The organism is Synechococcus sp. H55.7, from assembly GCF_047462395.1.
Taxonomy (GTDB): Bacteria; Cyanobacteriota; Cyanobacteriia; order Thermostichales; family Thermostichaceae; genus Thermostichus.
On record NZ_JANSJD010000002.1, the window covers coordinates 128158 to 151346 of the forward strand.

The window sequence follows — 23189 nt, forward strand, 5'->3', positions numbered from 1 at the left end:
TGAGCAACTAAAGTTGCTTACGGGCTTTTCCGCCCCGCACTAAAGTACGGGGCTACCAAGCTATCCCTCTGTGTGTTACGCTTAACTCGCTAGGGAGTATGTTGCGACCTTTCCGGTGCCGGTTCCAAATTCCAGGGTGGGCAGATGAGCGACGAACAGTTGGATGATTTGCAGGAGGCTATGAGCACTGCTGGTCGATCGATCAAAAAAGCGGCCCGACGTGGAGCCTATGAAACTGCCCAGACAGTAGGAGAGGAGCGACGGCGCATCCGTATTCGCACCCTGGATGGCACCGATATTCGCGGCGAGGTATTCCTAGAAGGGACGAAGTTCGAGCGACGGGTTTCCAGCCTGCTCAACGACGAGCGCACGTTTGTCCCCTTAACCGACTCGGAAATGTTCATCAACGGACACCGCGTCGCCCATGCCGACTTTATCTGCGTCAACAAAAACGCCATTTCCTACGTTCTGGAAGAATAGCCTGGCTTGAACCGTCAATCGAGTCGTTTGGGTTGTCCCCCAACCTCTGGGGTGGCTCTCTCCCGATACGATGTCAGCGGCGGTAGGATGAAACAGAGCTGGCCCCAAGCACTTCCAGCCGCTGACCCGATGAGCAGCACCCGTTATCCGTTTGAGCGTGTTCGCGACCACTTGCTCTTTCAGTCCTTGGCAGATGCTGAGTGGAAGGCATTGACGGCTGCCCTACTGCCCAGTCGCTTTTCTCCCGGCCAGGTAATCTTCCAAGAAGGGGATCCCAGCAGCGACCTGTACGTAGTTCTCAGCGGGATCGTGGAGCTGCGGCGCCAGTACATGCGCTATCCCGGCGATTACTGGCTGGCAACACTGCATGCTGGGCGCGTGTTTGGAGAACTTTCCTTGCTGACGGGGCGGCGGCGCTCCTTTACCGCAGTGAGCCTAACCGAGGTGCAAACCCTGCGCCTCTCCAGCGAAGGGCTGCTCCTATTGCCCCTGGAAGTCCAGGTGAAGCTTTACCGCGCCTGGACCCAGATCATCGGCGAGCGCCTCTTTTGGCTCGACAGCATGTTCGCAGATCTCCTGGAACAACGGGGGGCGGAAAATGTCGCCTCGGCTATGGCCCTGCTGCAGCAGCGCTATCCTGCTTGAGGAAAAAGAACCCCTGCCGGCAGGCTGGGATCCCTAGAATCAAGGTTCTGGCGCTCCTACAAAGAAGCCAAAAATCAAGCGGTGGGATCCCAAATTTTATCTTCAGAATAGCCAGGGCTTGCGGTATTATGTGCTAAGCAGCAGCTCCCGAAGCATTTCAAGCAGCGAGGTTAAGAGCAGTGGTCAGGGTAGCCATCAACGGATTCGGTCGCATCGGTCGCAACTTTTTGCGTTGTTGGCTGGGGCGCTCCCAGTCCAACTTGGATATTGTTGCCATCAACGACACCTCAGACGCTCGCACGGCTGCCCATCTGCTCAAGTACGACTCCATCCTCGGGCCGCTGCAAGGGGCGGAAGTAGAGGCCGCCGAGGGTGGCCTGCTGGTTAACGGCAAGCATATCCACGCCGTTTCCGATCGCAACCCCAGCAACCTGCCCTGGAAAGAGTGGAAAGTGGATCTTGTTATTGAGGCCACAGGTGTTTTTGTAGACTACCAGGGTGCCTCTAAACACATAGAGGCGGGAGCCAAGAAGGTGGTGATCACGGCTCCGGCCAAGGGAGGCGACATCCCTACCTTTGTGTATGGCGTTAACCAACACACCTATGACCCGGTGCGGCACAACATTGTCAGCAACGCCAGTTGCACCACCAACTGCCTTACCCCCCTCCTCAAAGTGCTGCTGGACAAGTTCGGCGTCCTGCGGGCTACGATGACCACCACCCACAGCTACACCGGCGACCAGCGGATTTTGGATGGTGGCCACCGCGATCTGCGACGGGCGCGGGCGGCGGCGCTGAGCATGGTGCCCACTACCACCGGGGCGGCCAAGGCAGTAGCGCTGGTGATCCCCGAACTGAAGGGCAAGCTGAACGGGGTGGCAGTACGGGTTCCCACGCCCAATGTGTCGCTGGTGGACTTGGTGGTGCAAACAGAGCGGCGTGTGATTGCCGAAGAGGTGAACGCGGCTCTCAAGGAAGCTTCAGAGACCACGATGAAAGGGATCATTGCCTACTCCGATATCCCCTTGGTCTCCATCGACTATCGCGGCCACGACTGCTCGGCGATTGTGGATGCGGAGATGACCAGTGTGCTGGACGGGGATCTGGTGAAGGTGATGGCCTGGTACGACAACGAGTGGGGCTACTCGCAGCGGGTGCTGGATCTGGCTGAATACATGGCTGCTCACTGGGTTGAGTAGGCTGTTGTTTCCTGTCTCAATCCCTCAGAGGCGGAGAGAGAGAATTCGGCAAAAACTTGCCAGCGCTTGCCGTCATGGCTGAGGAGGGTGAGAGCGGAGGCGAGAAAGGATCCCTGGAAAGGGCGAGTTTTGAACTGTGGCCAGGCGGTGCGAAACTGGGCCGGGCTGAGATCCCGAAAGACCACAGTCATGTGGGGGACAAAGGGACGAGCTGGGGTAGGGGCCGGCTCTGGCTTAAGCAGCAGATTCATGTGGCGCTGTGTCTTGGCCTGGAGCTGTTGCAGCTCAGGGGAGGGCTCGACGTGGATATAGATAACCCGTGGCGCGAAGGCACCGAAGCCGCGGAGCTCAACAGCAACCGGAGCCTGCTCCTTGGCAAATTCTCCCAGGGATCCCGTCAGGGCTGGCAGCTCAGCAGTGGGCCACTCGAAAGGAGGCACCAGGGTAATGTGAGGGGGCGAGCGCAGGGCTGCGCGGCTGGCAAATTGCTCGGCAAACTGTTGTTTGATGGCGGTCACTTGCTCCTGCAAGTCTGCCGGGGGTAGGAGGGCGAGAAACAGCCGCTGTTGGGGAGCGTCGTTCACCATTGCTGGACAGGTGAGGGACCTGTATTATCCAGGCTAGGACAGCCCAGCCCCAGACCTCTACCCCATTCCCTAAGGGTCAGAGGGTTTGTCGGGATGCCCGGAATCTTCTTTAGCCACTCATATTCTCATATAATTATCTAGCGATTATCTAGTGGCAGTAGGCTAGAGGGCTCCTCTATGACCCAGCTTTCCGCTCCCGTTCCCACGCCGGCAACCGCATCTTCAGAACCTCAGCCGGCTCCGCTTCCGTCTTACCATTGGCATCTTTTTCTCTGCGCCGACCAGACCAAGCCCAAGTGCTGTGAAAAAGCCGTCGGATTGGAAGCCTGGGACTATTTGAGATCGCGGATCAGGGAATTGAACCTGGAAATCCAAGGCGGCAGCTCCCTGAGAGTACACCGCACCAAGGCCAACTGCCTGCGCGGGTGTGACTATGGCGTTCCCGGCCCGGTGTTGCTGGTGTATCCCGGTGGGTTTTGGTACCACTCGGCCACGCCCCCGGTGATAGAGCGGGTGCTGCAAGAGCATATCCTGGGCGGGATCCCGGTGGCCGAGTATCTGGTAGCCCAAGATACCCTCAGCGCCCCTGATCCAAGAGAGCGTGGATAGCCTGCACGTACTCTGCCGTCGCCTGTTGCAAATCAGCCTTATCACTGGAAGCAGGGGGGGGGATCACCTTGCCGATGCGCACCGTGATGGGGCAGAACAGCCGCGGCCAGCGGGATCCCTTGGGCAGCACCTTCTCGGTACCCCAGAGGGCCACGGGGAGCAGAGGTGTCTGGGTGCGCGCTGCCACCAAGGCAGCCCCCAGGTGAGGCTGGGGAATGCGGCCATCGGGGGTGCGGGTGCCGTTGAGAAAGATCCCCACCGCCCATCCCCGCGCCAGGGCTGCTTCCGTGGCTCGCAAGGCAGCGCGGTCAGAGCCGCCTCTCTTGACCGGGTAGGCCCCGTAGAGCCGGATCACCTGCTTCAGCGCTGGCACCCGAAACAGCTCTTCCTTGGCCATGAAGGCTACAGGGCGGCGCACTGCATTGGCCACCAGCGGCGGATCCAAGTGGCTGGCATGGTTGCTGACAATGATCAGGGATCCCTGGCGAGGCACGTTTTCCTGGCCATAGGTGCGGCCAAAATACAGTCCCCGAAACAGCGGATTGACCACCAGCCACTTGAGCAGCCAGTAGGCCAACCAATCCTGGCGGCGATAGCCCATCTGGACGATTTCCCAACTTAGGGGTAGCTCCCTCTTTGAGTGTAGGGGAAAGCGGGGGATCCCCAGCGACTTTGGAGATAGGTTTTCCTGAGACCTTCACTTAGGGTGGGATGCGGTGAGGGCCAGGAGTATGTCACCTCTCCAGATCAGGATCCTCGCCCAAAGCCCGCAACCTTTCCGCCAGACGCTCAGCCCGTTGGCGCTCCTGTTCGGCTCGTTGGCGCTCCCGCTCAGCCCGCTGGCGCTCCCGCTCGGCCCGCTCATCTCCCGTCAACAGCAACTGCCCTTGGGCGTCGCACCAGCGCAGCCAGCGGGCTTGTTTCCCCTCGAAAACTCCGTCCCACAGCCTCAGGCCCAGCTCCACCTGTTCCAGCCAGGTCTCGGTCATTTCCGCATAGTGGCGGCCTCGCAGCTCGAAAATGCGCAGCTCCTCTGGCCCCAGCTCGTGGTTGGGATCAAAAACCGCGTAGTAGCTGACCCGCATCTGCTCGTAGCGACTGAGTTTGCCCCCTAGCTCGTCGCCTTCGCGGTTGGAGACAATCTCAATCACCACATCCGGCGGCTTGTCAAATTGCCAGAGCAGATAGCACCGGTTCTGCTTCTCCCACCATTGTTCCGGCACCGTGACATCCAGGCTGAGAAAAACATCCGGCACGATGGGAGGTCGGTTAGGGGTGGTGTAGATGCCCACATTGGCTGCTGCCAGGAAGGTTTTGTGGGGCAGAGAGCTGTAGAGTGCCCCCGTCAGGAGACGCTGCTGCTTTTCAGAGGCAAAGTTATCCACCGGGGTATCGTCCTCAGTGACCAGATCAGCGAGGTCGGGCAGCAGCAGTTCAGTATCCATGGGCGAAGGCAGTCGGGGATGTCGACATCTTAGCCGTTTCCCCTACTTTTTGCCGCAGAGGACAAGGGCGGCAAAGCTGGCCGCTCTCCAGAAGGGATCCCGCCCGGAGAATGGGGTATCACGGCAAAAGGGATCTCTTTGAGGAGGAACCTTGAACTGTGACGTTTTGGTGATTGGCTGTGGCGTGGTGGGCTGTGCCATCGCCTACGAGCTGTCTTCCGCAGGGCTATCAGTGGTTGGGATCGACGCCAAGGATCCGGCCTCAGGCGCCACGGGCGCGTCACTGGGGGTGTTGATGGGGATCTGCAGCCGCCAGCCGGATGGGGAGGTGGTGCAGTTGCGCCTGAAAAGCCTGGAGCAGTTTGATCCCTTGATTGCCCGGCTGGAAGCGGACTTGGGTCGGAATTTGCCCGTCAATCGGCACGGCATCCTCAAGCTCCTTCGGGAGGAGGAAGTGGACGCTTGGCAAGCAACCCTGGCGGCTCGGCGGCAAGCAGGTTACCGCCTGGAGCTGCTTAGCCCCGGCGAAGTGGGATCCCTGCAGCCGGGTTTGCGCAGCGACCTGGCGGGGGCCCTCTACTCGCCCCAGGATCGCCAAGTCCAACCCAAGCTCCTCACTCAGGCCCTCTTGGAAGCAGCCCAGCGCAAGGGATCCCGCTTTTTCTTCCATCAGCCGGTTCAGAAGATCCAGCGCAGCCCGGATCCCCCCTTTCGCCTGCAGGCAATTGATACGCCCGCCCTCACCTTCTCGGCAGGCTATGTCGTTCTCGCTGCCGGCCTGGGCAGCTCCCCTTTGGCTGAGAAGCTGAGGTTGCAGATGCCGTTGCAGGCCGTCAAGGGCCAGGCCCTGCGGATCAAAGCTGCTGGGATCCCCCTGGGGCCGGTGGTCAGCGACGAGGATCTGCATCTGGTCCCCCTGGGCGATGGATCCCTGTGGGTGGGGGCAACCGTGGAGTTTCAGGCCCCCCATCCCCAGCCGACGCTGCTGGCGCTGCAAGATCTGCTGGCCCGCGCCATCCGGCTCTGCCCGGCTTTGGCCGAAGCGACTTTGTTGGAGCACTGGGCCGGCCACCGCCCTCGACCGGTGGGGCAGCGCGCCCCCATCCTGGGGCCGGCTCCCGGCTATGTCAATCTTTTTGTTGCCACTGGCCACTACCGCAATGGAGTGTTGCTGGCCCCGATTAGCGCCGCCGTCCTGAGAGATTTGGTGCTGAAAGGGAAAACAGCCCTCTGCGATCTAAGCGCTTTTGCCCCAAGACCTAAACAGGGCTGAGCGGGCCTATCCCCTGAGGGAGGCGGACTTATGTCAGAATAGAAGGCTGCCCGGCTCAGGCCGGGCCAGCGTGTGACCTGTCGAGTCCTGCAAAGGAGAAGAGAGCCTTGCCGAAGTTCGCCCTAAAAGCCCTGTGGCTAGAAAACGACTTGGCTATTGCTGTGGATCAGGTGGTGGCCAAAAACCGCAGCCCCCTCACCCACTACTTCTTCTGGCCGCGAGATGACGCCTGGGAACAGCTCAAAGCTGAGCTGGAGAGCAAAACTTGGATCAGCGAGGAAGATCGCATCACTCTGCTCAACCAAGCCACCGAACTCATCAACTACTGGCAAAACGGCGGACGCAACCGCCCCATCAGCGAAGCCCAGGCCCAGTTTCCCGACATCCTGATCGGCGGCAACTCCTAAGCCTCTCGGCCACAACCTGACCCCGGATCTGTCCCACCTTGCTGAGTCTCCCAGTTTTGGGCTAGATTGGCACTCAGGAGTTTAGAGTGCTAACTTTCTGTTGGCTGAGCCGATGGATTCTTCCACTCCGCCCGGCAGCACTCGGCACAGGTAGCCCAGTCGAAATTACGAGGATCGCGGATTTTATGGCAAAACGGATTCTGTTTAGAGAAGAGGCCCGCAAGGCGCTGGAGCAGGGCATCAATCAACTGGCGGATGCGATCAAGGTTACGGTTGGCCCCAAAGGGCGCAACGTGGTCTTGGAGAAGAAGTTTGGTGCCCCCCAGATCGTCAACGATGGGGTCACGATTGCCAAAGAAATCGAGTTGGCGGATCCCTTGGAGAACACCGGTGCCCAGTTGATGCGGGAAGTGGCCTCCAAGACCAACGATGTGGCCGGGGATGGTACCACCACTGCCACCATCTTGGCCCAGAGCATGGTGCGGGAAGGGCTGAAAAACATTTCAGCGGGTGCCAACCCTGTGGCCTTGCGGCGCGGCATTGAAAAGACCACCGCCTACTTAGTGGAGCAAATTGCCGCCCATGCCAAGCCTGTGGAAGGCCGCAAAACCATTGCGGAAGTAGCCACCATCTCTGCCGGCAATGACAGCGAGGTGGGGGAGATGATTGCCAAGGCCATGGATGCCGTGGGGCGAGAGGGGGTGATCACCGTCGAGGAATCCAAGTCCTTGGAGACGGAATTGGAAGTTGTAGAAGGGATGCAGTTCGACCGCGGCTACATTTCCCCCTATTTTGTTACCGACACCGAGCGGATGGTGGCCGAATACGAAAATGCCTATCTGCTCATCACCAGCAACAAGATCTCCAGCCTGCAAGATTTGCTGCCCATCCTGGAGCGGGTGGCCCGTGAAGGTCGGCCTCTTTTGGTCATCGCAGAAGATGTGGAGGGAGAAGCGCTGGCCACTCTGGTGGTCAACAAGCTGCGGGGGGTGCTCAACGCGGTGGCGGTCAAGGCTCCGGCTTTTGGGGATCGGCGCAAGGCCATGCTGGAAGACATTGCCATTCTCACCGGCGGGCAGCTCATCTCCGAGGATCTGGGCATCAAGTTGGAGAACGTCACCCTGAACATGATGGGGCTGGCCCGCAAGATCACCGTCACCAAAGATAAAACGACAATCGTCACCGATGGCAGCACCAAAGCGGCGGTGGAGAAGCGGGTGGCCCAAATTCGCAAGCAACTGGAAACCACCGATTCCGAGTACGACCGCGAGAAGCTGCAGGAGCGGATTGCCAAGTTGGCCGGTGGGGTGGCGGTGATCAAAGTGGGGGCTGCCACCGAAACAGAGCTCAAAGACCGCAAGCTGCGCATTGAGGATGCCCTGAATGCCACTCGAGCGGCGGTGGAAGAAGGGATCGTTCCCGGCGGTGGGGCGACGCTTTTGCATCTGGCCAAAGGGATCCCGGCTTTCAAGGCAACCTTGAAGTCGGAAGAGCAGGTGGGGGCAGAGATTGTCTACCGGGCTTTGCAGGCTCCGCTCTATCAGATTGCCCACAATGCCGGTCTGGAAGGGTCGGTGGTGGTGGAAAAAGTTCTGGAGAAGGAGATGCCTTTTGGCTTCGATGCCCTGACCGGAACCTATGTGGACATGTTTGCTCAGGGGATCGTGGATCCGGCCAAGGTGGTGCGCTCGGCGTTGCAAAACGCGGCTTCCATAGCCGGAATGTATCTCACGACCGAAGCGATTGTGGTGGAAAAACCTGAGCCCAAACCGGCAGCCCCGACGGCTGGCTCCGGGGGCATGGGTATGATGTAGCCCCTCAAACGTAAGCTCCGGCGCTGCTGGGACGGGCTTAGTCTTGGATGTACTCCGCGCCGGAGAGCAGGGCAGCTTCGGCCTTCTGAAACTCCCGTCCCAGGTAGGCCGCATGGCTGAGCTGAGAGACAACCCTCTCCTGCTCTTTTTCGAAGATCTGCACACACAGTTCTTTGGCCGTGCGTCCAACATACACCCGTTCAGGGGAGCGATTGACGGAGCCCCTGGCCGGGAGCACGGCTCCTGTTTCCGGATCGGTGGCCAGCCCCCGCTCGTTAATTACAGTGCGGTAGTACTTGGCGCAAATCAGGTTCTGCTCCCGATCCAGGTAGATGACAAAGTAACCCGCCGGATCCAGCTCCAAGGGCCGGCGGGAGAGATGGTCGTCAAGGCTGCGCATCTGCTCGCTCAGGGGCGTGGAGGAAGGAAGCATAGAACGGCTGACCCAAGACCGCAAGAGAGAAACGTAGCCGAGGCTACGTTTGCCTGCCTTCATTGTGACAGATGAAGCTGCTTTTTGGACAACCTCGGTCCTGGCGGATGGATCCTGTCTTGGGCTAGCGGGGGGCCACTCGATAAAATCGTGTGGTCGTCACCCACTGGTCGGAAGGGATCCCTTCGACGACAATGGCGCGGGCGATGGCACTGCCCAATTGGGATCCCCGCACCCGCACATCGGCAAAGGAGCCACTCTGCTCAAAAGAGGCGATCTCCTGGAAGTTCAGCGGACGGGGAGAGGCTACGGCCAACACCTGGGCTTGGCCGAAAGGTGGAGCGATGGTCAACCGGTAGCTGGCCCCCGGCGGTGGAAAGGTACGCACTTCTCCGGCCCGCAGAAACTCGTTCCCGCCGGAAAAGCGGTTGGGCAAAATCAGATGGGTGCGGCCATCGGCTTGGATGCTGAACAGATAGACGTAGGCATCGCGGTTGGTGCTCAGGGTAATGGCAATCGGTTCTCCAGGCCGGTAGATGGGGTTCGACCCGCGCCGATCCAGCTCCAAATTGACCTGCAAGTCAGAAGGAACGGGGTTGACGATGATGGAGCGGGTGCCAATCTCCAACTGAGCAGTGTCGGCCAGTTGCAGCCTTTGCAAGGGGGGGTAAATGCCCAAGGTTTGCGGAAAAACAGCGGTGGCCGGAGCTACAGACAACCCCAGAGCCAAGGGTAGGAAAAGCAGTTTGGCGTTCATTGTTCAACACCGGATCAAGGGTTATGTTCATCCTAGGAACGGGCCCAGGTGGAGCGGCTCAGGCTTTGCGCAATCTCCAATCTCCTGCCGCGGCAGTTTCTCCTACTGCAGATGGCATCACCGAGGGGAAAAAAACGCTGCAGCGGCGAGGGCACGGCTCCCTTCTCGGCATCTGGAGGAACGTAGCTGAGAGGGGCTAAGCTGCAAATAAGGGATCCCTTCCTCGCGCCAGATTCCAAGTCAACCCCCAACCGGCTTATGGCTCACGACAGCTACCAAGAGGGCATCGCGGCGGTACAAGCGGGAGATTTCCAGTCGGCCATGCGGGCGTTTCGGCAAGCAGTTGCTGCCGACCCAACCCACACCGAAGCTCGGTACAAGCTGGCCTGGGTGCTGGGTATGAGCGGCTACCTGGATCCGGCCTTGGCAGAGCTGGAAGCCGTTTTGGCGGCAGATCCCAACCATGTGGCAGCCCATTACAATCGAGGGGCCCTCCTGTTGCAAAAGGCCCAACTGGAAGCAGATGAGGATGGCCAAATCGAGCTATCCGTTCTGCAGCAGGCGGAAGCAGCCTTTCAAGCGGTGATGAGCTTGGATCCCACCGATCAACGAGCCTTTGCTTTTCTCAATTTGGTCAGGCGGGCCATTCGCAACCACCAGCCGCCCACCCAGGTCTCTAGCGGCAGTGGCGGGTAAACCCCTGCACCAGGGCTTCAATTGGCGCAATGCTGGGATCCCCGAGTTCGGCCTCTGCTTCTTGAGAGACCTGTCGTACCACTTCTGGGGGCAACTGCAGCCTATCCACCAACTGCCGAAAGGCGTCCAGCTCTTCCAGATTCACCACGGGTTCTTCCGGGCTGCGGGCGCTGGCCGCAATCACCAGGTAGCCCAACTTGAGGATGAGACGCTTCTCGGCCTCATCGTTGACTTTGGACAGCACCTCTGCCAACGGGACTTGCTGCACCAAATACTGGCGGATCTCCTGCGCTAAGCTGGCCTGCTGGCCGGGATGCGAAGCAAAATGCCGCGAGAGTTGCTGGGCGATGAGCTCCACTTCCGCAACCTCCAGCGCGCCATCAGACCAGGCCATCGCGGTGACAGCTCGCAGCAGATTCATTTGCTTGGGGGTAATGCCGGGCGGGGATGGAGTGGGCATATATCCTCCTGGGGTGGCTCATCTGCCAGTTTAGAAGCGGATCCCAGACCATTTCGGTTAAGTTTGGTGTCTGCTCGATGGCTCTTTCCAACCCGATTCAGACACTCACTTCCTGCTTCACCCCGGCCCCTCTCCCCAAGAGAGAGGGAAGCGCTTGGGCGTCCTACCAGTCGCATGCTCTGTGTAGCCCAAGGCGCAGGGGCAACGCATCGGAGAATGAGTCTCTTGGCTCAATCAGCCGGTGAACCCGAATCTAGCCCGCGGAACTGCTCCCACTGAGCGGGGGTAAAGGTGCGCAGAGCCAAAGCATGGAGGCGGCCATCCTGTAAATAGGTTTTCAAGGCCTCATTCACCAGCCGATGCTGCTTGATCAGGGGCAGGCCCTGAAATTGCTCGGCCACTACAATGGCCTGAAAGTGGCTGCCATCGCCGACAGTGTCTTCCACCTGCACCCTTGCGCCGGGCAGGGCAGCCTGTAGCAACGCCTCGATTTCTCGTGGATCCATGCGCTGTTGTCCCCATGGTCTGTTCAAATGTGTGCCGGAGCTCAAGATCCCGTTTCGGATCTCAACCTGCTCATCCATCACCCTAGACGCTTCTGGGGCAAAACGGGATCCCTTCCTCTGCTCTGCAGGTGGGATGGCTCAGAACCAGAACCTCGGTGATGGGACCGCGTTTGTGGCCCTGGCAGTTGATGGCACGGCTGGCAACGATGGTTTGGATGGGGTAATCCCGGTACAGCTCCCGCACAAAGGGGCAATCGGAATTGGAGAGCAGCACCTGCACCCCTCGGTCGGCCAACGTCCCAAATACCTCTCGCAGGCGGATTTGTTCGGTTTCGCCAAACGCAAACCGGCTGTAGGCGGTGAAGCTGCTGCTGGCAGACAGCGGATGGTAAGGAGGATCCAGATAGACAAAATCTCCGGGTTCGGCCCGTTCCAGCACCTGCCAAAACGGCTGCACCGCGATCTCTACGCCCTGTAAAACTCGTGCCACGGCCCGCAGGTTCTCCGCGTCGCAAATGCGGGGATGACGGTAACGGCCCAGAGGGACATTAAACTCTCCCCGCGAGTTTTCCCGGTAGAGGCCGTTGAAACAGGTTTTGTTTAGGTAAATCAGCCGTGCCGCCCGTTGCACCGGATCCGCAAAACGAGTTGCGCGGATCGTGTAGTAGTGCTCCCGGCTGTGGTGGGCTTGGTGGTGGCTGAGCAGAGCAATGATCTCCTCCACCCGATCCCGCAGGCAGCAATATACATTCACCAGCTCAGGGTTAATATCCGACAACACAAAGCGCCGAGAACCCGGGATCCCTTGGGCCAGATGAAAAAAGACCGCTCCACCCCCCAAAAAGGGCTCGTGATAGGTGTTCCAGTTGCGCGGGAAAAAGGGTTCGTATTGGCTGAGCAGTTGCCCTTTCCCCCCTGCCCATTTTAGGAAGGGACGCGCTCGAACGGCTGGTGCTGCCGGGGCGGGGTTTGGACTCCCGCGTTCTTCCCAACGCAAAGCCCCGCCTTTGCTCGGGCTGAGGCCGTGAACGGGCGGACAAGGGTAGGAAGGTATCTGGCCGTTCATTGGTGTTTACTTTTTTACCTTCTAAGTGCTCCGCGCTGCTAGCGCCCTCACCCCCGGCCCCTCTCCCGGAGGGAGTCAGCCCTCACCCCCGGCCCCTCTCCCGGAGGGAGTCAGCCCTCACCCCCGGCCCCTCTCCCGGAGGGAGAGGGGAGTTAGGGGTAGCGCTCCGCCTCGCCAGTGCGTTCGCGGCGGCGTTGCGTAGCAATAACGACGTAGAGAAACGTTTCATTGACTACAAAACCTGAGGTGTTGGGCAAATGATGCTGGGCGGGGGGTAACGGTTCTGGGAGCAGTATTCCCTCTCTGCAGTGAATGGGCTAGGACTGCATTTGGCTCATCGCCTCTAGGTCCAACACTTTGGCCACCTGTTCCGGGCTCATCAAGTTGCGCTCCAACAGGATTTGGCGGATGGGTTTGCCGGTTTCCAGGGAGAGCTTGGCTATCTCTGCCGCCTGCAAATAGCCAATGTAGGGGTTGAGGGCGGTCACCAGAGCGAGAGTTCCTTCCGCATAGCTGCGGCACCGCTCCGGGTAGGGGATGATGCCTTGAATGCAGCGCTCGGCGAAGACCTGCAGGCTGTTGTTCAAGATCTGCAGGCTGTGCAGAAGGTCGTAGGCGATGAGGGGCATCATCACGTTCAGCTCAAATTGCCCCGCCTGAGCACAGAGGGTGATGGCGGTGTCCAGCCCGATCACCTGGAAGCAGACCATGTTCAGCATCTCGGCCAGCACCGGGTTGTACTTGCCGGGCATGATGGAGGAGCCGGGCTGCACCGGCGGCAGTTGAATCTCCTTGAGGCCGGTCTTGGGGCCGGAATCCATCAGCCGCAGGTCATTGGCCAGTTTGATGCCGTCCTGGGCCAGGTTGCGCAGGGATCCCGACAGGTGCACAAAGGGGGCCATGCTCTGCATCGCTGCCATGGGATGGGGAGCCGGGGTGAGGGGCAACTGGGTGTAATCCGCCAGCCGCTGCACCACCTGTTGTCGGTACTGGGGGGGGGTGTTGAGGCCGGTGCCGACCGCGCTACCCCCCAACCCTAAGCTGCACAGAGCCTGGCTGGCCTCCTCGATCCAGCGGCGGTGCTGGGCAAAGATGGCCGCATAGGCCCCAAAGCTGTCCCCCAGCCTTACAGGGACAGCATCCTGTAAATGGGTGCGACCGGCTTTGAGGATGCCGCGAAACTCTTGGGCCTTCTGCTCCAGTGCCGCCACCAGGTTGTCCAGTGTGACCAACAGATCCCGCCGCACCCGCGACAGGGCGGCCAGGCGGATGGCGGTGGGGATCACGTCGTTGGTGGACTGGCCGTAGTTGACGTGGTCGTTGGGGCTGACCCGCTCGTAGCGTCCCTTGGGCTCCCCCAGGATCTCCAAAGCCCGGTTGGCCAGCACCTCGTTCACATTCATGTGGTGAGAGGTGCCCGCCCCCGCCTGGTACACATCCACCACAAATTGATCCCGCAGAGATCCCTGGAGGATCTCGTCTGCTGCTTGGACAATCGCCTTGGCCACCTCTGCCGGAATGCAGCCCAGCTCGCCGTTGACTTCAGCCGCCGCCTTTTTGATCAGCACACAGGCTTCCACGTACTCTGGCAGAGGCCTGAGGCCGCTGATGGGAAAGTTCTCCAGGGCGCGGGCGGTTTGGATGCCGTAGTAAACCGATTGGGGCAGTTGTCGCTCCCCCATCGAGTCTCGTTCGCTGCGCACTTGCGGCGGAGTAGTCTCTGGAACCATGGCCGGATGATGTTTGGGGGCCGCCGCTTCAGCCGGCAGGCAGGGATCCCTTTTCCTGGAGGGCGGCCAACTGTTGGCCGATGCGCTCGTTGTTTTCCGCCAAAACCAGTACCATGGCCGCGCAGGCCAGATGGACTCCGGCCCGAAATTCCGCCGAAGACTTGTACTGGATCAGCGCCTCGCTATCCCCCTCCCGCGGGCTCAAGATGAGCTGAACCGACTTCTGGGCCAGGTCTTTTAGTTCCCGTTCCGTTAAACCCAGTTGCACCGCTTTTGCCCTCCCTGCTGGCCGACAAACAACCCTCGATCCCGTCCGGATCGCTGCTTTGGTTATCCTACCGCGGAACCTGACCGGATCCCAGGTGAGCGAGCCTTGACAACTCTTGACAGCTCTAGAAGGAGATAGAAAATGCCAGCTAGTATAGGTGCAGCATGCCTTGGCCGGCGGGCCGACAGCCGCTTGGAGAGTTCAAGTCTGTGGGTCGGCGCCGCCCAAAAGGCGTCTGCTTCTTTTGGCATTTGTCTTTGTCCTGCGTTCCGTTCAGAGAGGAAAACTTGTCCGTAGAGCGTCCACTTGACCGCTTTCCCCGCAAGCAGCGTGCAGAGCTGCCGGCCATCAACGAGCGCATCCGCTTCCCCAAAATCCGCCTCATCGATACCGACGGCACCCAGTTGGGGATCATGAGCCCGCGCGAAGCCCTGCGCCTGGCCGAAGAAAAAGACCTAGACCTGGTCTTGGTGAGCGACAAAGCGGATCCCCCCGTCTGCCGCATCATGGACTACGGCAAGTTCAAGTTTGAGAAGGAGAAAAAAGAGCGGGAGGCCCGCAAAAAACAACACACTGCCGAGATCAAGGAAGTGAAGTTTCGCTACAACATCGGCGAGCACGACTACCACGTGCGCCTGCGCAGCGCCCAACAGTTCTTGGGGGATGGAGACAAGGTGAAAGCCACGGTGATGTTTCGCGGTCGCGAGGCCCAGCACGCCGAGTTGGGGGAAGAACTGCTGCAGCGCTTGTTCAAAGACCTAGAAGGCGTAGCGGAAATGCAGCAGCCTCCCCAAAAGGAAGGGCGCAACATCACGATGATCCTCTCCCCGAAAAAATCCACCTGAGGAGGGATCCCGCCATGCCTCTTGCTGTTGGGGATCCCGCGCCGGAGTTCACCTTGCCCGATGCCGAGGGCAACTTGATCAGCTTGAGCCAGTTGCGGGGCCGGCGGGTGGTGCTCTATTTTTACCCGCGGGACAACACCCCCGGCTGCACCCAAGAAGCCTGTGGCTTTCGGGATGCCTACGCCGAGTATCAGGCCCAGGGGATCCACATCTTGGGGGTGAGCGCCGACGATGCCCGTTCCCACCAAAAATTTGCCCAGAAGCTGCAACTGCCTTTTCCGCTGTTGGTGGACGAGGGGGCCAAGGTGGCCACCGCCTACGGCGTCTATGGCCCGAAAAAGTTCATGGGCAAAGTCTATAACGGCATCCACCGCACCACCTTTGTCATCGATCCGGAGGGGAAGATCGAGGCTATCATCACCAAGGTCAAAGTGGAGACCCACGCGGCGGAGCTGCTCCAGCAGTTGACCGGCTCCTAGTCTCTCCATTGGTGGGTGCAGGGGGAGCAGCCCTGTCGGCAAAGGTGCCGAGATTAGGACAAGAAGAGAGCGGGCAGGGGATATAACGATACAAAGTGCCGGTATGGATTCCCCTGGGGCCGTGTCCCGACGCACCCGTACCACCAAGTCCATTCACGAGAGCTACCAAATTTTGGGTCTGGCTGGCCAAGGTCAGTATGGGCGCGTGTTTTGCGCCCGGCCCCGCCAAGGGGGGGAGCTGGTGGCCCTCAAGGAGCTGCCGGCGGAGCGTTTCCCCACCCCCAACCTGCTGCGGGAGCTGCGCTACTTGCTGACGTTGAACCACCCCAATATCACCCGCTGCTACGCCCTCGAACATGCCCGCGAGGGGCGGTATTTGGTGTTGGAGTACTGCGAGGGGGGCACCCTGCGGGAGCTGATCGACCAGGTGGAGCGGGGGCTGTGGCTGCCGGTCAAGCAGGTTTTGGGCTTTGTGGATCAGATCTTGGCCGGGCTGGATCATGCCCATCGCCAGGGGGTGATCCACTGCGATGTGAAGCCGGAGAACATTTTGCTCAAGCCCACACCCCAGGGCTGGCAACTGAAGCTGACGGACTTTGGCATCGCCCGCCACCCCCAACCTGCCCCCGGCGAGATCGCCGCCACCGGCTCGCCGGCCTACATGGCGCCAGAGCGGTTCTACGGCCAGTTTGGCCCCGCTTCTGACCTCTACGCGGTGGGGATCATCCTCCTGGAGCTGTTGACGGGTCAGCGGCCCTTTTCCGGCTCCCCCAGCCAGTTGATGCACGCCCACCTCAACCAGCCGTTTGTCTGCCCAGAAGGGATCCCGGCCCCGCTGCAGGAACTGCTGGAGATCACGTTGCGCAAATTGCCCTTGCGGCGGTTTCGCACGGCGGCGCAGATGCGCTCAGCTCTGGCGGTGTTTGCTCAGGAGTGGCAGGAGCCAGCCAGTTGTTGGGTTGGCCCGCACCTGTCCAGGCGATCCCCCCCCGGCCTGCAGGTCTGGGATCTGCCGGATCCGGGTTTTGTGGGCGGTGGCGGGATGGAGTCCCCGCCTGAGCAAAAGTTCTACATCTGCGAGGATCCCAGTGGCTGCCGTTCCCCGCTGCTGTTGCGAGTGACCTCCCAGAAGCTGGAGTGGCTGGAGCTGCAGACCCTTGCCTCAGGAGCGCCGCCTCTGGCCTGTTTCTCCTTGGCCGAACCGTTGCGGCAAGTGCTGCCTTTGCCGAGCTTCCCGGAGGCTTTGGCTTTTTCCAAAAGCAGCCTTTTGCACCTGAGTCCCGCGCGCATCCGTACCCTGCTGAGTTTTGCGGAGGATTGGCAGGCCACCTGGCTGGCAAAGCGGCAGGAGTTGGTCTGGGCCACCGCCCAAGAGCTGGGGGCTGTGCAGTGGCAGCCGACCGGGCCCCAGCCTTTCCCCGATTCCCATCGCTACTTTCGTTGGCCTGGCCCGCAGCCGGCTGGGACGGGATCCCTGCCCCGCTTGCTGGCCCTCTCGGATTATCTGGTTTTGCTGACCGGTGCGGGGCGGCAGTGGGTGCAGATGAGCCTTGTGCCTTATCCCACCGGCTTGCCTTTGCAGCCGGGATCCCAGCCGCTGCGCTATCGCCTACCCCTGGATCCCCAAGGGATGGCGGTCAGCCTGGGGGAACGGCTGCTCTTTGCGGCCCAGCAGGGTTGCTGCCCCTACCTCGACTCGGTACAGGTGAATCCGCTGCGGGTGCGCCGCTGGTTTTTGAGAGGGTGGCCTGTCCAGATGGTCCAAGCCCCTTGGGGTCTGCTGCTGCTGTGTCGGGAGGGAGAAGAGTTCTCGTCCCTCTGGCTGTACGGCGAAGGGGGGGATCCCTTGGCCCAGGTGGCCGTGCCCGTCGGATCTGAAGTGTTGCAGGTGGGGCAAAAGGGGCTGGTCTGGCTGCAGGTGCTGACAGCCGGGCAGTCACAGCGCTTCCAGCTTTGGCAATTGGATCTCAACCAGTTGCCTGTGGATGGCCATACTGCCGAGGTGATCCCCTTGGAGTGAACGACTCCCGACACTCATCTTCGTTGAGTAAACACAATTCACCAATACAGTGCCGGGCTTCCCGCCGATTAAGCTAAAGACAGGACAGCCAACCCGGCACAAGGAAAATTCTTAAAAAAATTCTTGAGGTCGTCTTTTAGATCGTATTTTGGCCTCGGCCTGCCCAACTCCCGACGGTAGTGAGTTTTGTATTGCGCTGATCGTGTTGATGTTGTTGTGGAGGACGTCTTGCCATGGGTCAACATCTGCCAGAACCCTCTGCCCTGGGGGAGGATCCCAGCTTGTTGGTGGAGCGGCTGCGACGCAAAGAGGGCCGTTGGCTGGATTGGGCCAAGGCCTGCCAAAGCTTGCAGCAACAGAAAATGACTCCCCAGGCCATCTTTGAGGCGACTGGGCTTGAGCCCGCCCAGCAAAATCAGATCATCGTCGCCGCCCAGGTTTACGAGGGGATGGCCAAAGCCGGCGCCAGCCCGGCGGTTCTGGAGCATTTTGCCCACCGAGGCAGTGATATCCTCTACGAGCTGCGCATCCTCTCGCCACAGGATCGGGCTCGGGTGGCGGAATTCGTCCTCAACCGCCATTTGAATGTCGATGAAGCTCATGAGATCGCCCGTGCCGTGAAAAATTACGCCCAACTGCAACGGCTTCCGGACGGGTTTACGGATCACCCCGGCGATGCGGTGGCCTATCAAGCCTGGAGAACGGCCCAGCAAACCCGCGATCTGCAGGAGCGCACTCGGGCTATCGGTCGAGCGTTTCGGTATGTCCATAGCGATACAGCCCGCCAGCAGGTGGAGCAGCTCCTATCCACGGTTGCTGCCAGCTCCCGACCCCAACGCAGCGTTTTGCCCAAGCTGTCTGTGTTTCGCCTGGAAGAAGATCTGCCGCGCCTGCTGCCGGTGGCCGGATCCCTGCCCCTGGCGACCGACATCTGGGAACAGATCCCTGCCGGCGAGCCCCAAGGGCCTTTTGGCTGGGTCACCAGCCCGGCGGAGCAGACTTGGATGGCCTTGCCCGCTTGGCCGGTGATGCAAAAGGCCGGGGATCCGGTCGTCCTACCAGTAGAAAACGGGCTGCTGGGATCCCTGTTGGGCTTGCCGGTGGCCCCTGAGGAAGAACGGGATCCGGTCTTGCTGGTGGTGGATCGCGCTGTTCGGGTTTGGGAAGGAACGGCGGGATTTTTCCTGCTGGATCGGGCTGGACTGGTGGCAGTGGAGTGGATTGAGGATTCACCCTCCTCTCCCCTGTTGGGCCAGGTGCTGCTGGCCGTGCGCCCACCGCGGGTTTTCGATGAGGAGCTGGCTCAGGATCCCTGGCAGTTGGAAGAATAGGCCATCGCAGTGGCCTAGTTGAGCAGAGCCAAGTTATCCCGATGCACAGCGGTATCGACCCCCTCGTAGCCCAGAATGTGAGGGATCTCGGCAGTTTTTTTGCCCTTGATCTGCCGCAGTTCTGCGGCGCTGTAGTTCACCAGACCCCGTGCCACCTCCTGACCGCTGGGATCGCACAGGCGCACGGCGGCCCCCGCCTCAAATTCCCCAGAAACGGCCGTGATCCCTGCCGGCAGCAGCGAACGTCCTTGCTGGCACACCGCCCGTACCGCCCCCTCATCCAAAGTCAAAGATCCCTCGGGGATGAGGCCATAGGCAATCCATCGCTTGCGGGCGCTGGCGGGCTGGGGAGCCGGATCAAAGCGGGTGCCGATGGCCTCGCCGGCCAGAATGGCCGGGATCTGCTCAGGCCGTTTGCCGTTGGTGATCACCACCGTGACGCCTGCGGCTGTAGCAATTTGAGCAGCGGTTAGCTTGGTGGCCATGCCGCCGGTGCCCCAGCCGCTTTTTCCCTGGGCTTCGGCCTTCACCTGGAGAGGGATCCCGGGCAACACCCGCTCGATGGGCTCAGCAGACGGATCCCGGTTGGGGTCAGCCGAATAGAGCTTGTCCACATCGGTGAGCAAGATGAGCCACTTGGCCTGCACCATGCTGGCCACCAACGCCGAAAGCGAGTCGTTGTCGCCGAATTTCAGCTCCTCCACTGCCACGGTGTCGTTTTCGTTGACGATGGGGATAACCCCCATCTGCAGCAGTTGGGCAAACGTGCGATTGGCGTTCACGTAGCGGCTGCGCTCCACCAGATCGCCGCGGGTGAGCAAAACTTGGGCAATCGGCTGGTTGAGAGCCGAGAAGAGGTCATCGTAAAGGCGGATCAGCCGTCCCTGCCCCACCGCAGCCACCGCCTGCTTTTCGGCAATGGCCGTCGGTCGTTGCCGCCAGCCCAGGCGAGCACAACCTACCCCCACCGCTCCGGAGGAGACCAAGATCACCGCGTACCCCTGCCTGCGCAAGTGGGTTAGTACCTCCACCAGCGGCCCCAGCACCGAAAGGCGCAACAGGCCGGTTTGCGTGTCCGTCAGGCTGGAGGTGCCGATCTTCACCACCACCGTCACGTCTGTTGTTGCCATCCCCCTCCTCAACCCATCCCTATCTCACCATAGCGGAGGGCCATCGCTTGCCCTCAGAGTCACCACAGGCGAGAATAAAAACAGTCGAGAAAGCCATCCTCAAGCTCATCTTTCTGTCTGCCTGTGAATCCTGTTCGCACCCTCGCCGCCACCAAAGCGACCTTTTTCAGCGCCTACCCTCGCCCGATCAACGCCGTCTATCGGCGGGTGGTGGAAGAGTTGCTGGTGGAGCTGCACCTGACCACCGTCAACAGTGCCTTCACCTACGACCCGTTTTTTGCTTTGGGGCTGGTCACCCTCTACGACGGGCTGATGGAAGCTTACCACCCCCCTGAACAGCGAGAGGCCATTTTCAACGCCCTCTGTAAGGCTCTCCACCTCAAGCCGGAGGTGTTGCGCAAGAATGCCTGCGATCTGCTCGAGTTGATGCGCAGCGGGGATCCACGCCAAAGACTGGATCTCCTTTGTCTCAAACCGGGGGCGGAAGATGTGGGCGGGTTGAAAGCCATTTTGGAGCGCATGACCCAGCCTCCCTATGCCTACAGCCGGGTTTTGGCGGTTGGCCTTTACACAGCCTATGAAGTTGTAGCCAAGTCCCTTTTCAAAGAACCGGAAGAGCGCACCCGTCGCTTTTTGGAGGATGTGGTGGGCAAGCTGCCCTTCTCGGCAGAGCGGGTGAAAAAAGATCTGGAGCTCTACCGCAGCAGCTTGGATCGCATGAAGCAGGCGCGGGCCATTGTCGAAGAAATGGTGAAAGCCGCCCGACGCCAGCAGGAACGTCGCCAATCGACCGCCTCTTTGCCCGAGACTTCCGTTGCCGATCCCAAAGAACCCAGCAGCTAAGCCAAGTAGCCAGCCCAGGCTTCCACCACCTCGGGGGAACCGTACCAGCGCCGCCCACCTCGACCCGAATGGTAACAGTTGGGCAGGGTTAGGTTGACAGCCCCCTGTAAGTGGGCAGCCTGGATGGGGGTAATGCCGTCGCCCCACAGCTCTCCTTGGCCGGCGGTGAGCCAATAGCTGTTGTAGGCCAGCCAAGCCAGATAATGCTCTTGCCGCCACAGGGATCCCAGCTTCAACCTCTGCCCTTGGATGGCCTTGCCCGCCACACACACGTATTTGATCTGCGGCCAAAAGGCCCCCGGATAGTGGGTGTTGACAAAGTCCAAATTGCGCCTTGTCCAGCGCTCGCGGCTGGTGTGAGGGGATCCGAGGCTGATCAAGGTCGAGACGTGCTCCCGCCCCTGCCACACCTGTCCCCCATAGGGCACGGATCCCAGGTAGATGCGGGCAATCCAGCCGCCGGCGGAGTGGGCCACCAGGTTAACCCGCTCAACCCCAAACTCGGCCTGGGTGCGCCGAATGGTGGCCTGCAGAGCCTGTAAGATGGGCGTGACGGGCCTTCCCCCCAGTGTGGGAAACCAACTGCGCACCTGCAACGGCACCACCCGCGCCGCATAGCCGCGGGCCTCCAGCGCTTGGCGCAAAGGCTCGTATTCCGCCGCGCCCGCCAGATAACCGGGCAGGATCACCAGGGGAGCCATGAGCTAACGGGGATACCAAAACATGCCTTTGATCCCCTCGGGGTCGGGGGTAAAGCCCAGCCGTTCGTAAAAGCTGACCACCCCCTGATCGGCAAAAAGGGTGATGTTGCTGATGTCTTGGGCGCGCAGCTCGTGGATTACCTTTTCCATCAGCCGCCTGCCCAGACCCCTGCCCTGGAAATCGGGATGCACCACCACATCCCAGATGGTGGCATTGAAGGCATGGTCAGATGTCGCGCGGGCAAAGCCGATGAGGCGACGATAGCTGCCCCGCTGCAGCCACATCGACACCACCAAGAAGCTGTGCTGCAGGGCTTTTTTCACTTTGTGCATGGGGCGACGCGACCAACCCACTGCATCGCAGAGTTCCTCCAGCTCGTACAGATCCAAGTTGGGATCCAAGCTGAAGAGGATAGTCTCCCCTCGGACCACTACTGTTTCCTGGCGACGGTCGGCCTTGGCTGTTTGCGCCGGCTCTTTGGTTGTAGCAGCCCCTGTTGACCCGAACAGGCCCTTCCAAAAGCTCATGTGAATCGCTGCGGAGTGAAAGCCCACCGCTGGGTTTGGGTGAGCGTGTCCCCAGTATAGCCAGGATCGGCAGCGAAAATGGCCGATCTGCCTAGGTGCTTCCGCGCAGGTTTGGGACGAGCCTTTGTTGGAGACTGAGAATGGAAAGTCTGGGCAAACCTATGGCTCCTCCCGGCACTGGCACCCTCGTCAATGCCCTGGCCATCCTGGTGGGCAGCGGCCTCGGCTGGGGCATGGGCAGCCGCCTGCCCGAACGCATGAGCCAAACCCTCTTGCAAGCGATGGGAGCCCTGGTGTTGGTCTTGGGGATCCAAATGGCTCTGACCCTCAGCAGTGCCGCCCAAACGCTAACGGTTTTGGTGGCCCTGGTGTCAGGAGCGGTGCTGGGGGAGTGGATCGACATCGAGGCCGCCTTCGAGCGGGTTGGCCAGGCCCTGGAGAAGCAGGTAAGCCGCTGGCTGGGTCCCAGCCCCATTACCCGCGCCTTTGTTGCCACCAGCATTCTGTTTGTGGTCGGCCCCATGACGTTGCTGGGATCCATCCGGGATGGCTTAGGGGATCCCTCGCTGTTGTTGGTGAAAGCGGCGTTGGATGGGATCGCCACCCTCGCCTTCGCCGCCAGCCTGGGCTGGGGCACCCTATTTTCGGCGCTGCCGGTGCTCTTGGTGCAGGGGGGAGTGGCCTTGTTGGCGCGGCAGTTGCAGCCGCTGTTGCGCCCAGACCTGATGGCGGCCCTAGAGGCCACCGGTGGGATCCTGATCTTGAGCATTGGCCTGAACCTGCTCGGCCTGGCCCGCCTGCGGGTGGCCAACCTGCTACCGGCTCTGTTGATCGTGGAGCTGCTGGTGGGGTTTTTCCCCGTTTGGGATCTCCGTTTCTAGTTTTCCCGGTCGGCGCTATTCCTACGCAACGCTGTCGCGAACGCGCCGCTCTAACT

General features: G+C 60.7%; 27 protein-coding genes. 14 read left to right on the forward strand and 13 right to left on the reverse strand.

From position 1 onward, the window contains the following. The first annotated feature begins 144 nt into the window (after positions 1–144). The 3 genes from NW851_RS01465 to gap all read left to right on the forward strand — a co-directional run bounded on the left by NW851_RS01465 (position 145) and on the right by gap (position 2324). Positions 145–480, forward strand: a complete 336-nt coding sequence (locus NW851_RS01465; RefSeq protein ID WP_414336710.1) for a hypothetical protein — start codon at positions 145–147, stop codon at positions 478–480. A gap of 129 nt (positions 481–609) precedes the next feature. Next, positions 610–1125, forward strand: coding sequence for a Crp/Fnr family transcriptional regulator (locus NW851_RS01470; protein WP_414334241.1), 516 nt, complete (start codon positions 610–612; stop codon positions 1123–1125). Positions 1126–1304: 179 nt separating this feature from the next. After that, complete coding sequence (gene gap / locus NW851_RS01475; protein WP_414336712.1) at positions 1305–2324, forward strand: type I glyceraldehyde-3-phosphate dehydrogenase; 1020 nt, start codon at positions 1305–1307, stop codon at positions 2322–2324. Here gap and NW851_RS01480 read toward each other — a convergent pair. Next, entirely contained in the window at positions 2309–2911 is a 603-nt protein-coding gene (locus tag NW851_RS01480; RefSeq protein WP_414334244.1) for a 2'-5' RNA ligase family protein, read from the reverse strand. The two genes, gap and NW851_RS01480, sit on opposite strands and share 16 nt — an antisense overlap. 177 nt (positions 2912–3088) lie before the next feature. Between NW851_RS01480 and NW851_RS01485 the strand changes: the two genes are divergently transcribed. Continuing rightward, on the forward strand, positions 3089–3520 hold the full coding sequence (locus tag NW851_RS01485) for a (2Fe-2S) ferredoxin domain-containing protein (protein WP_414334246.1): 432 nt from the start codon (positions 3089–3091) through the stop codon (positions 3518–3520). Here the strand turns inward: NW851_RS01485 and NW851_RS01490 are convergent. Continuing rightward, positions 3489–4121 (reverse strand): lysophospholipid acyltransferase family protein, encoded by a 633-nt coding sequence (locus NW851_RS01490; protein WP_414334248.1) that lies wholly within the window; start codon positions 4119–4121, stop codon positions 3489–3491. The two genes, NW851_RS01485 and NW851_RS01490, sit on opposite strands and share 32 nt — an antisense overlap. A 133-nt stretch (positions 4122–4254) precedes the next feature. Continuing rightward, the gene (locus tag NW851_RS01495) at positions 4255–4965 is read right to left on the reverse strand and encodes a Uma2 family endonuclease (protein WP_414336714.1); all 711 of its coding nucleotides are present in this window, start codon (positions 4963–4965) and stop codon (positions 4255–4257) included. Between the two features lie 151 nt (positions 4966–5116). Here NW851_RS01495 and NW851_RS01500 point away from each other — a divergent pair, with 151 nt between their 5' ends. From NW851_RS01500 to groL, 3 genes are all read left to right on the forward strand, one after another. Then, positions 5117–6238: an NAD(P)/FAD-dependent oxidoreductase gene (locus NW851_RS01500; RefSeq protein WP_414336716.1), complete on the forward strand. Its 1122-nt coding sequence runs from the start codon at positions 5117–5119 to the stop codon at positions 6236–6238. Positions 6239–6315: 77 nt separating this feature from the next. Then, the gene (locus NW851_RS01505; RefSeq protein WP_414334283.1) at positions 6316–6645 is read left to right on the forward strand and encodes a 30S ribosomal protein PSRP-3; all 330 of its coding nucleotides are present in this window, start codon (positions 6316–6318) and stop codon (positions 6643–6645) included. 185 nt (positions 6646–6830) lie between these two features. Further along, positions 6831–8459: a chaperonin GroEL gene (gene groL / locus NW851_RS01510; RefSeq protein WP_414336717.1), complete on the forward strand. Its 1629-nt coding sequence runs from the start codon at positions 6831–6833 to the stop codon at positions 8457–8459. 37 nt (positions 8460–8496) lie between these two features. On the opposite strand, the gene NW851_RS01515 is transcribed toward groL, so the two are convergent. Both NW851_RS01515 and NW851_RS01520 read right to left on the reverse strand, forming a co-directional pair. Further along, positions 8497–8892, reverse strand: coding sequence for a DUF4346 domain-containing protein (locus tag NW851_RS01515; protein WP_414336719.1), 396 nt, complete (start codon positions 8890–8892; stop codon positions 8497–8499). Positions 8893–9016: 124 nt separating this feature from the next. After that, positions 9017–9649, reverse strand: coding sequence for a DUF4384 domain-containing protein (locus tag NW851_RS01520; RefSeq protein ID WP_414334257.1), 633 nt, complete (start codon positions 9647–9649; stop codon positions 9017–9019). Between the two features lie 258 nt (positions 9650–9907). Between NW851_RS01520 and NW851_RS01525 the strand changes: the two genes are divergently transcribed. Then, positions 9908–10345, forward strand: coding sequence for a tetratricopeptide repeat protein (locus NW851_RS01525; RefSeq protein WP_414336721.1), 438 nt, complete (start codon positions 9908–9910; stop codon positions 10343–10345). Here NW851_RS01525 and NW851_RS01530 read toward each other — a convergent pair. The 5 genes from NW851_RS01530 to NW851_RS01550 all read right to left on the reverse strand — a co-directional run bounded on the left by NW851_RS01530 (position 10326) and on the right by NW851_RS01550 (position 14375). Then, positions 10326–10805 carry a TerB family tellurite resistance protein gene (locus NW851_RS01530; protein WP_414336722.1) on the reverse strand — a complete coding sequence of 160 codons (480 nt, stop codon included), beginning with the start codon at positions 10803–10805 and terminating at the stop codon, positions 10326–10328. The genes NW851_RS01525 and NW851_RS01530 overlap by 20 nt on opposite strands. A gap of 230 nt (positions 10806–11035) precedes the next feature. Then, on the reverse strand, positions 11036–11389 hold the full coding sequence (locus NW851_RS01535; RefSeq protein ID WP_414334262.1) for a BolA family protein: 354 nt from the start codon (positions 11387–11389) through the stop codon (positions 11036–11038). A 4-nt stretch (positions 11390–11393) separates the two neighbouring features. After that, positions 11394–12377 (reverse strand): DNA adenine methylase, encoded by a 984-nt coding sequence (locus tag NW851_RS01540; RefSeq protein ID WP_414334264.1) that lies wholly within the window; start codon positions 12375–12377, stop codon positions 11394–11396. 317 nt (positions 12378–12694) lie between these two features. Then, positions 12695–14107, reverse strand: coding sequence for an aspartate ammonia-lyase (locus tag NW851_RS01545; RefSeq protein WP_414334285.1), 1413 nt, complete (start codon positions 14105–14107; stop codon positions 12695–12697). Between the two features lie 28 nt (positions 14108–14135). Further along, positions 14136–14375, reverse strand: a complete 240-nt coding sequence (locus NW851_RS01550; protein WP_414336724.1) for a hypothetical protein — start codon at positions 14373–14375, stop codon at positions 14136–14138. A gap of 287 nt (positions 14376–14662) precedes the next feature. Here NW851_RS01550 and infC point away from each other — a divergent pair, with 287 nt between their 5' ends. From infC to raf1, 4 genes are all read left to right on the forward strand, one after another. Continuing rightward, the gene (gene infC, locus NW851_RS01555) at positions 14663–15220 is read left to right on the forward strand and encodes a translation initiation factor IF-3 (protein WP_414334268.1); all 558 of its coding nucleotides are present in this window, start codon (positions 14663–14665) and stop codon (positions 15218–15220) included. A 14-nt stretch (positions 15221–15234) separates the two neighbouring features. Then, positions 15235–15699, forward strand: a complete 465-nt coding sequence (gene bcp / locus NW851_RS01560) for a thioredoxin-dependent thiol peroxidase (RefSeq protein ID WP_414336727.1) — start codon at positions 15235–15237, stop codon at positions 15697–15699. A gap of 121 nt (positions 15700–15820) precedes the next feature. Then, a complete protein-coding gene (locus NW851_RS01565) occupies positions 15821–17719 on the forward strand; it encodes a serine/threonine-protein kinase (protein ID WP_414336729.1) in 1899 nt (632 codons plus the stop codon). A 233-nt stretch (positions 17720–17952) separates the two neighbouring features. After that, positions 17953–19050 (forward strand): RuBisCO accumulation factor 1, encoded by a 1098-nt coding sequence (raf1, locus tag NW851_RS01570; RefSeq protein WP_414336731.1) that lies wholly within the window; start codon positions 17953–17955, stop codon positions 19048–19050. A gap of 14 nt (positions 19051–19064) precedes the next feature. On the opposite strand, the gene proB is transcribed toward raf1, so the two are convergent. Beyond that, positions 19065–20180: a glutamate 5-kinase gene (proB, locus tag NW851_RS01575; RefSeq protein WP_414334274.1), complete on the reverse strand. Its 1116-nt coding sequence runs from the start codon at positions 20178–20180 to the stop codon at positions 19065–19067. A 123-nt stretch (positions 20181–20303) separates the two neighbouring features. Here proB and psb29 point away from each other — a divergent pair, with 123 nt between their 5' ends. Continuing rightward, positions 20304–21023: a photosystem II biogenesis protein Psp29 gene (psb29, locus tag NW851_RS01580; protein WP_414334276.1), complete on the forward strand. Its 720-nt coding sequence runs from the start codon at positions 20304–20306 to the stop codon at positions 21021–21023. Here psb29 and NW851_RS01585 read toward each other — a convergent pair. Next, on the reverse strand, positions 21020–21724 hold the full coding sequence (locus tag NW851_RS01585) for an esterase/lipase family protein (RefSeq protein WP_414336734.1): 705 nt from the start codon (positions 21722–21724) through the stop codon (positions 21020–21022). The genes psb29 and NW851_RS01585 overlap by 4 nt on opposite strands. A gap of 3 nt (positions 21725–21727) precedes the next feature. Continuing rightward, positions 21728–22252 carry a GNAT family N-acetyltransferase gene (locus tag NW851_RS01590; RefSeq protein ID WP_414334279.1) on the reverse strand — a complete coding sequence of 175 codons (525 nt, stop codon included), beginning with the start codon at positions 22250–22252 and terminating at the stop codon, positions 21728–21730. Between the two features lie 161 nt (positions 22253–22413). Here NW851_RS01590 and NW851_RS01595 point away from each other — a divergent pair, with 161 nt between their 5' ends. After that, complete coding sequence (locus tag NW851_RS01595; protein ID WP_414336737.1) at positions 22414–23133, forward strand: DUF554 domain-containing protein; 720 nt, start codon at positions 22414–22416, stop codon at positions 23131–23133. Positions 23134–23189: the final 56 nt, after the last annotated feature.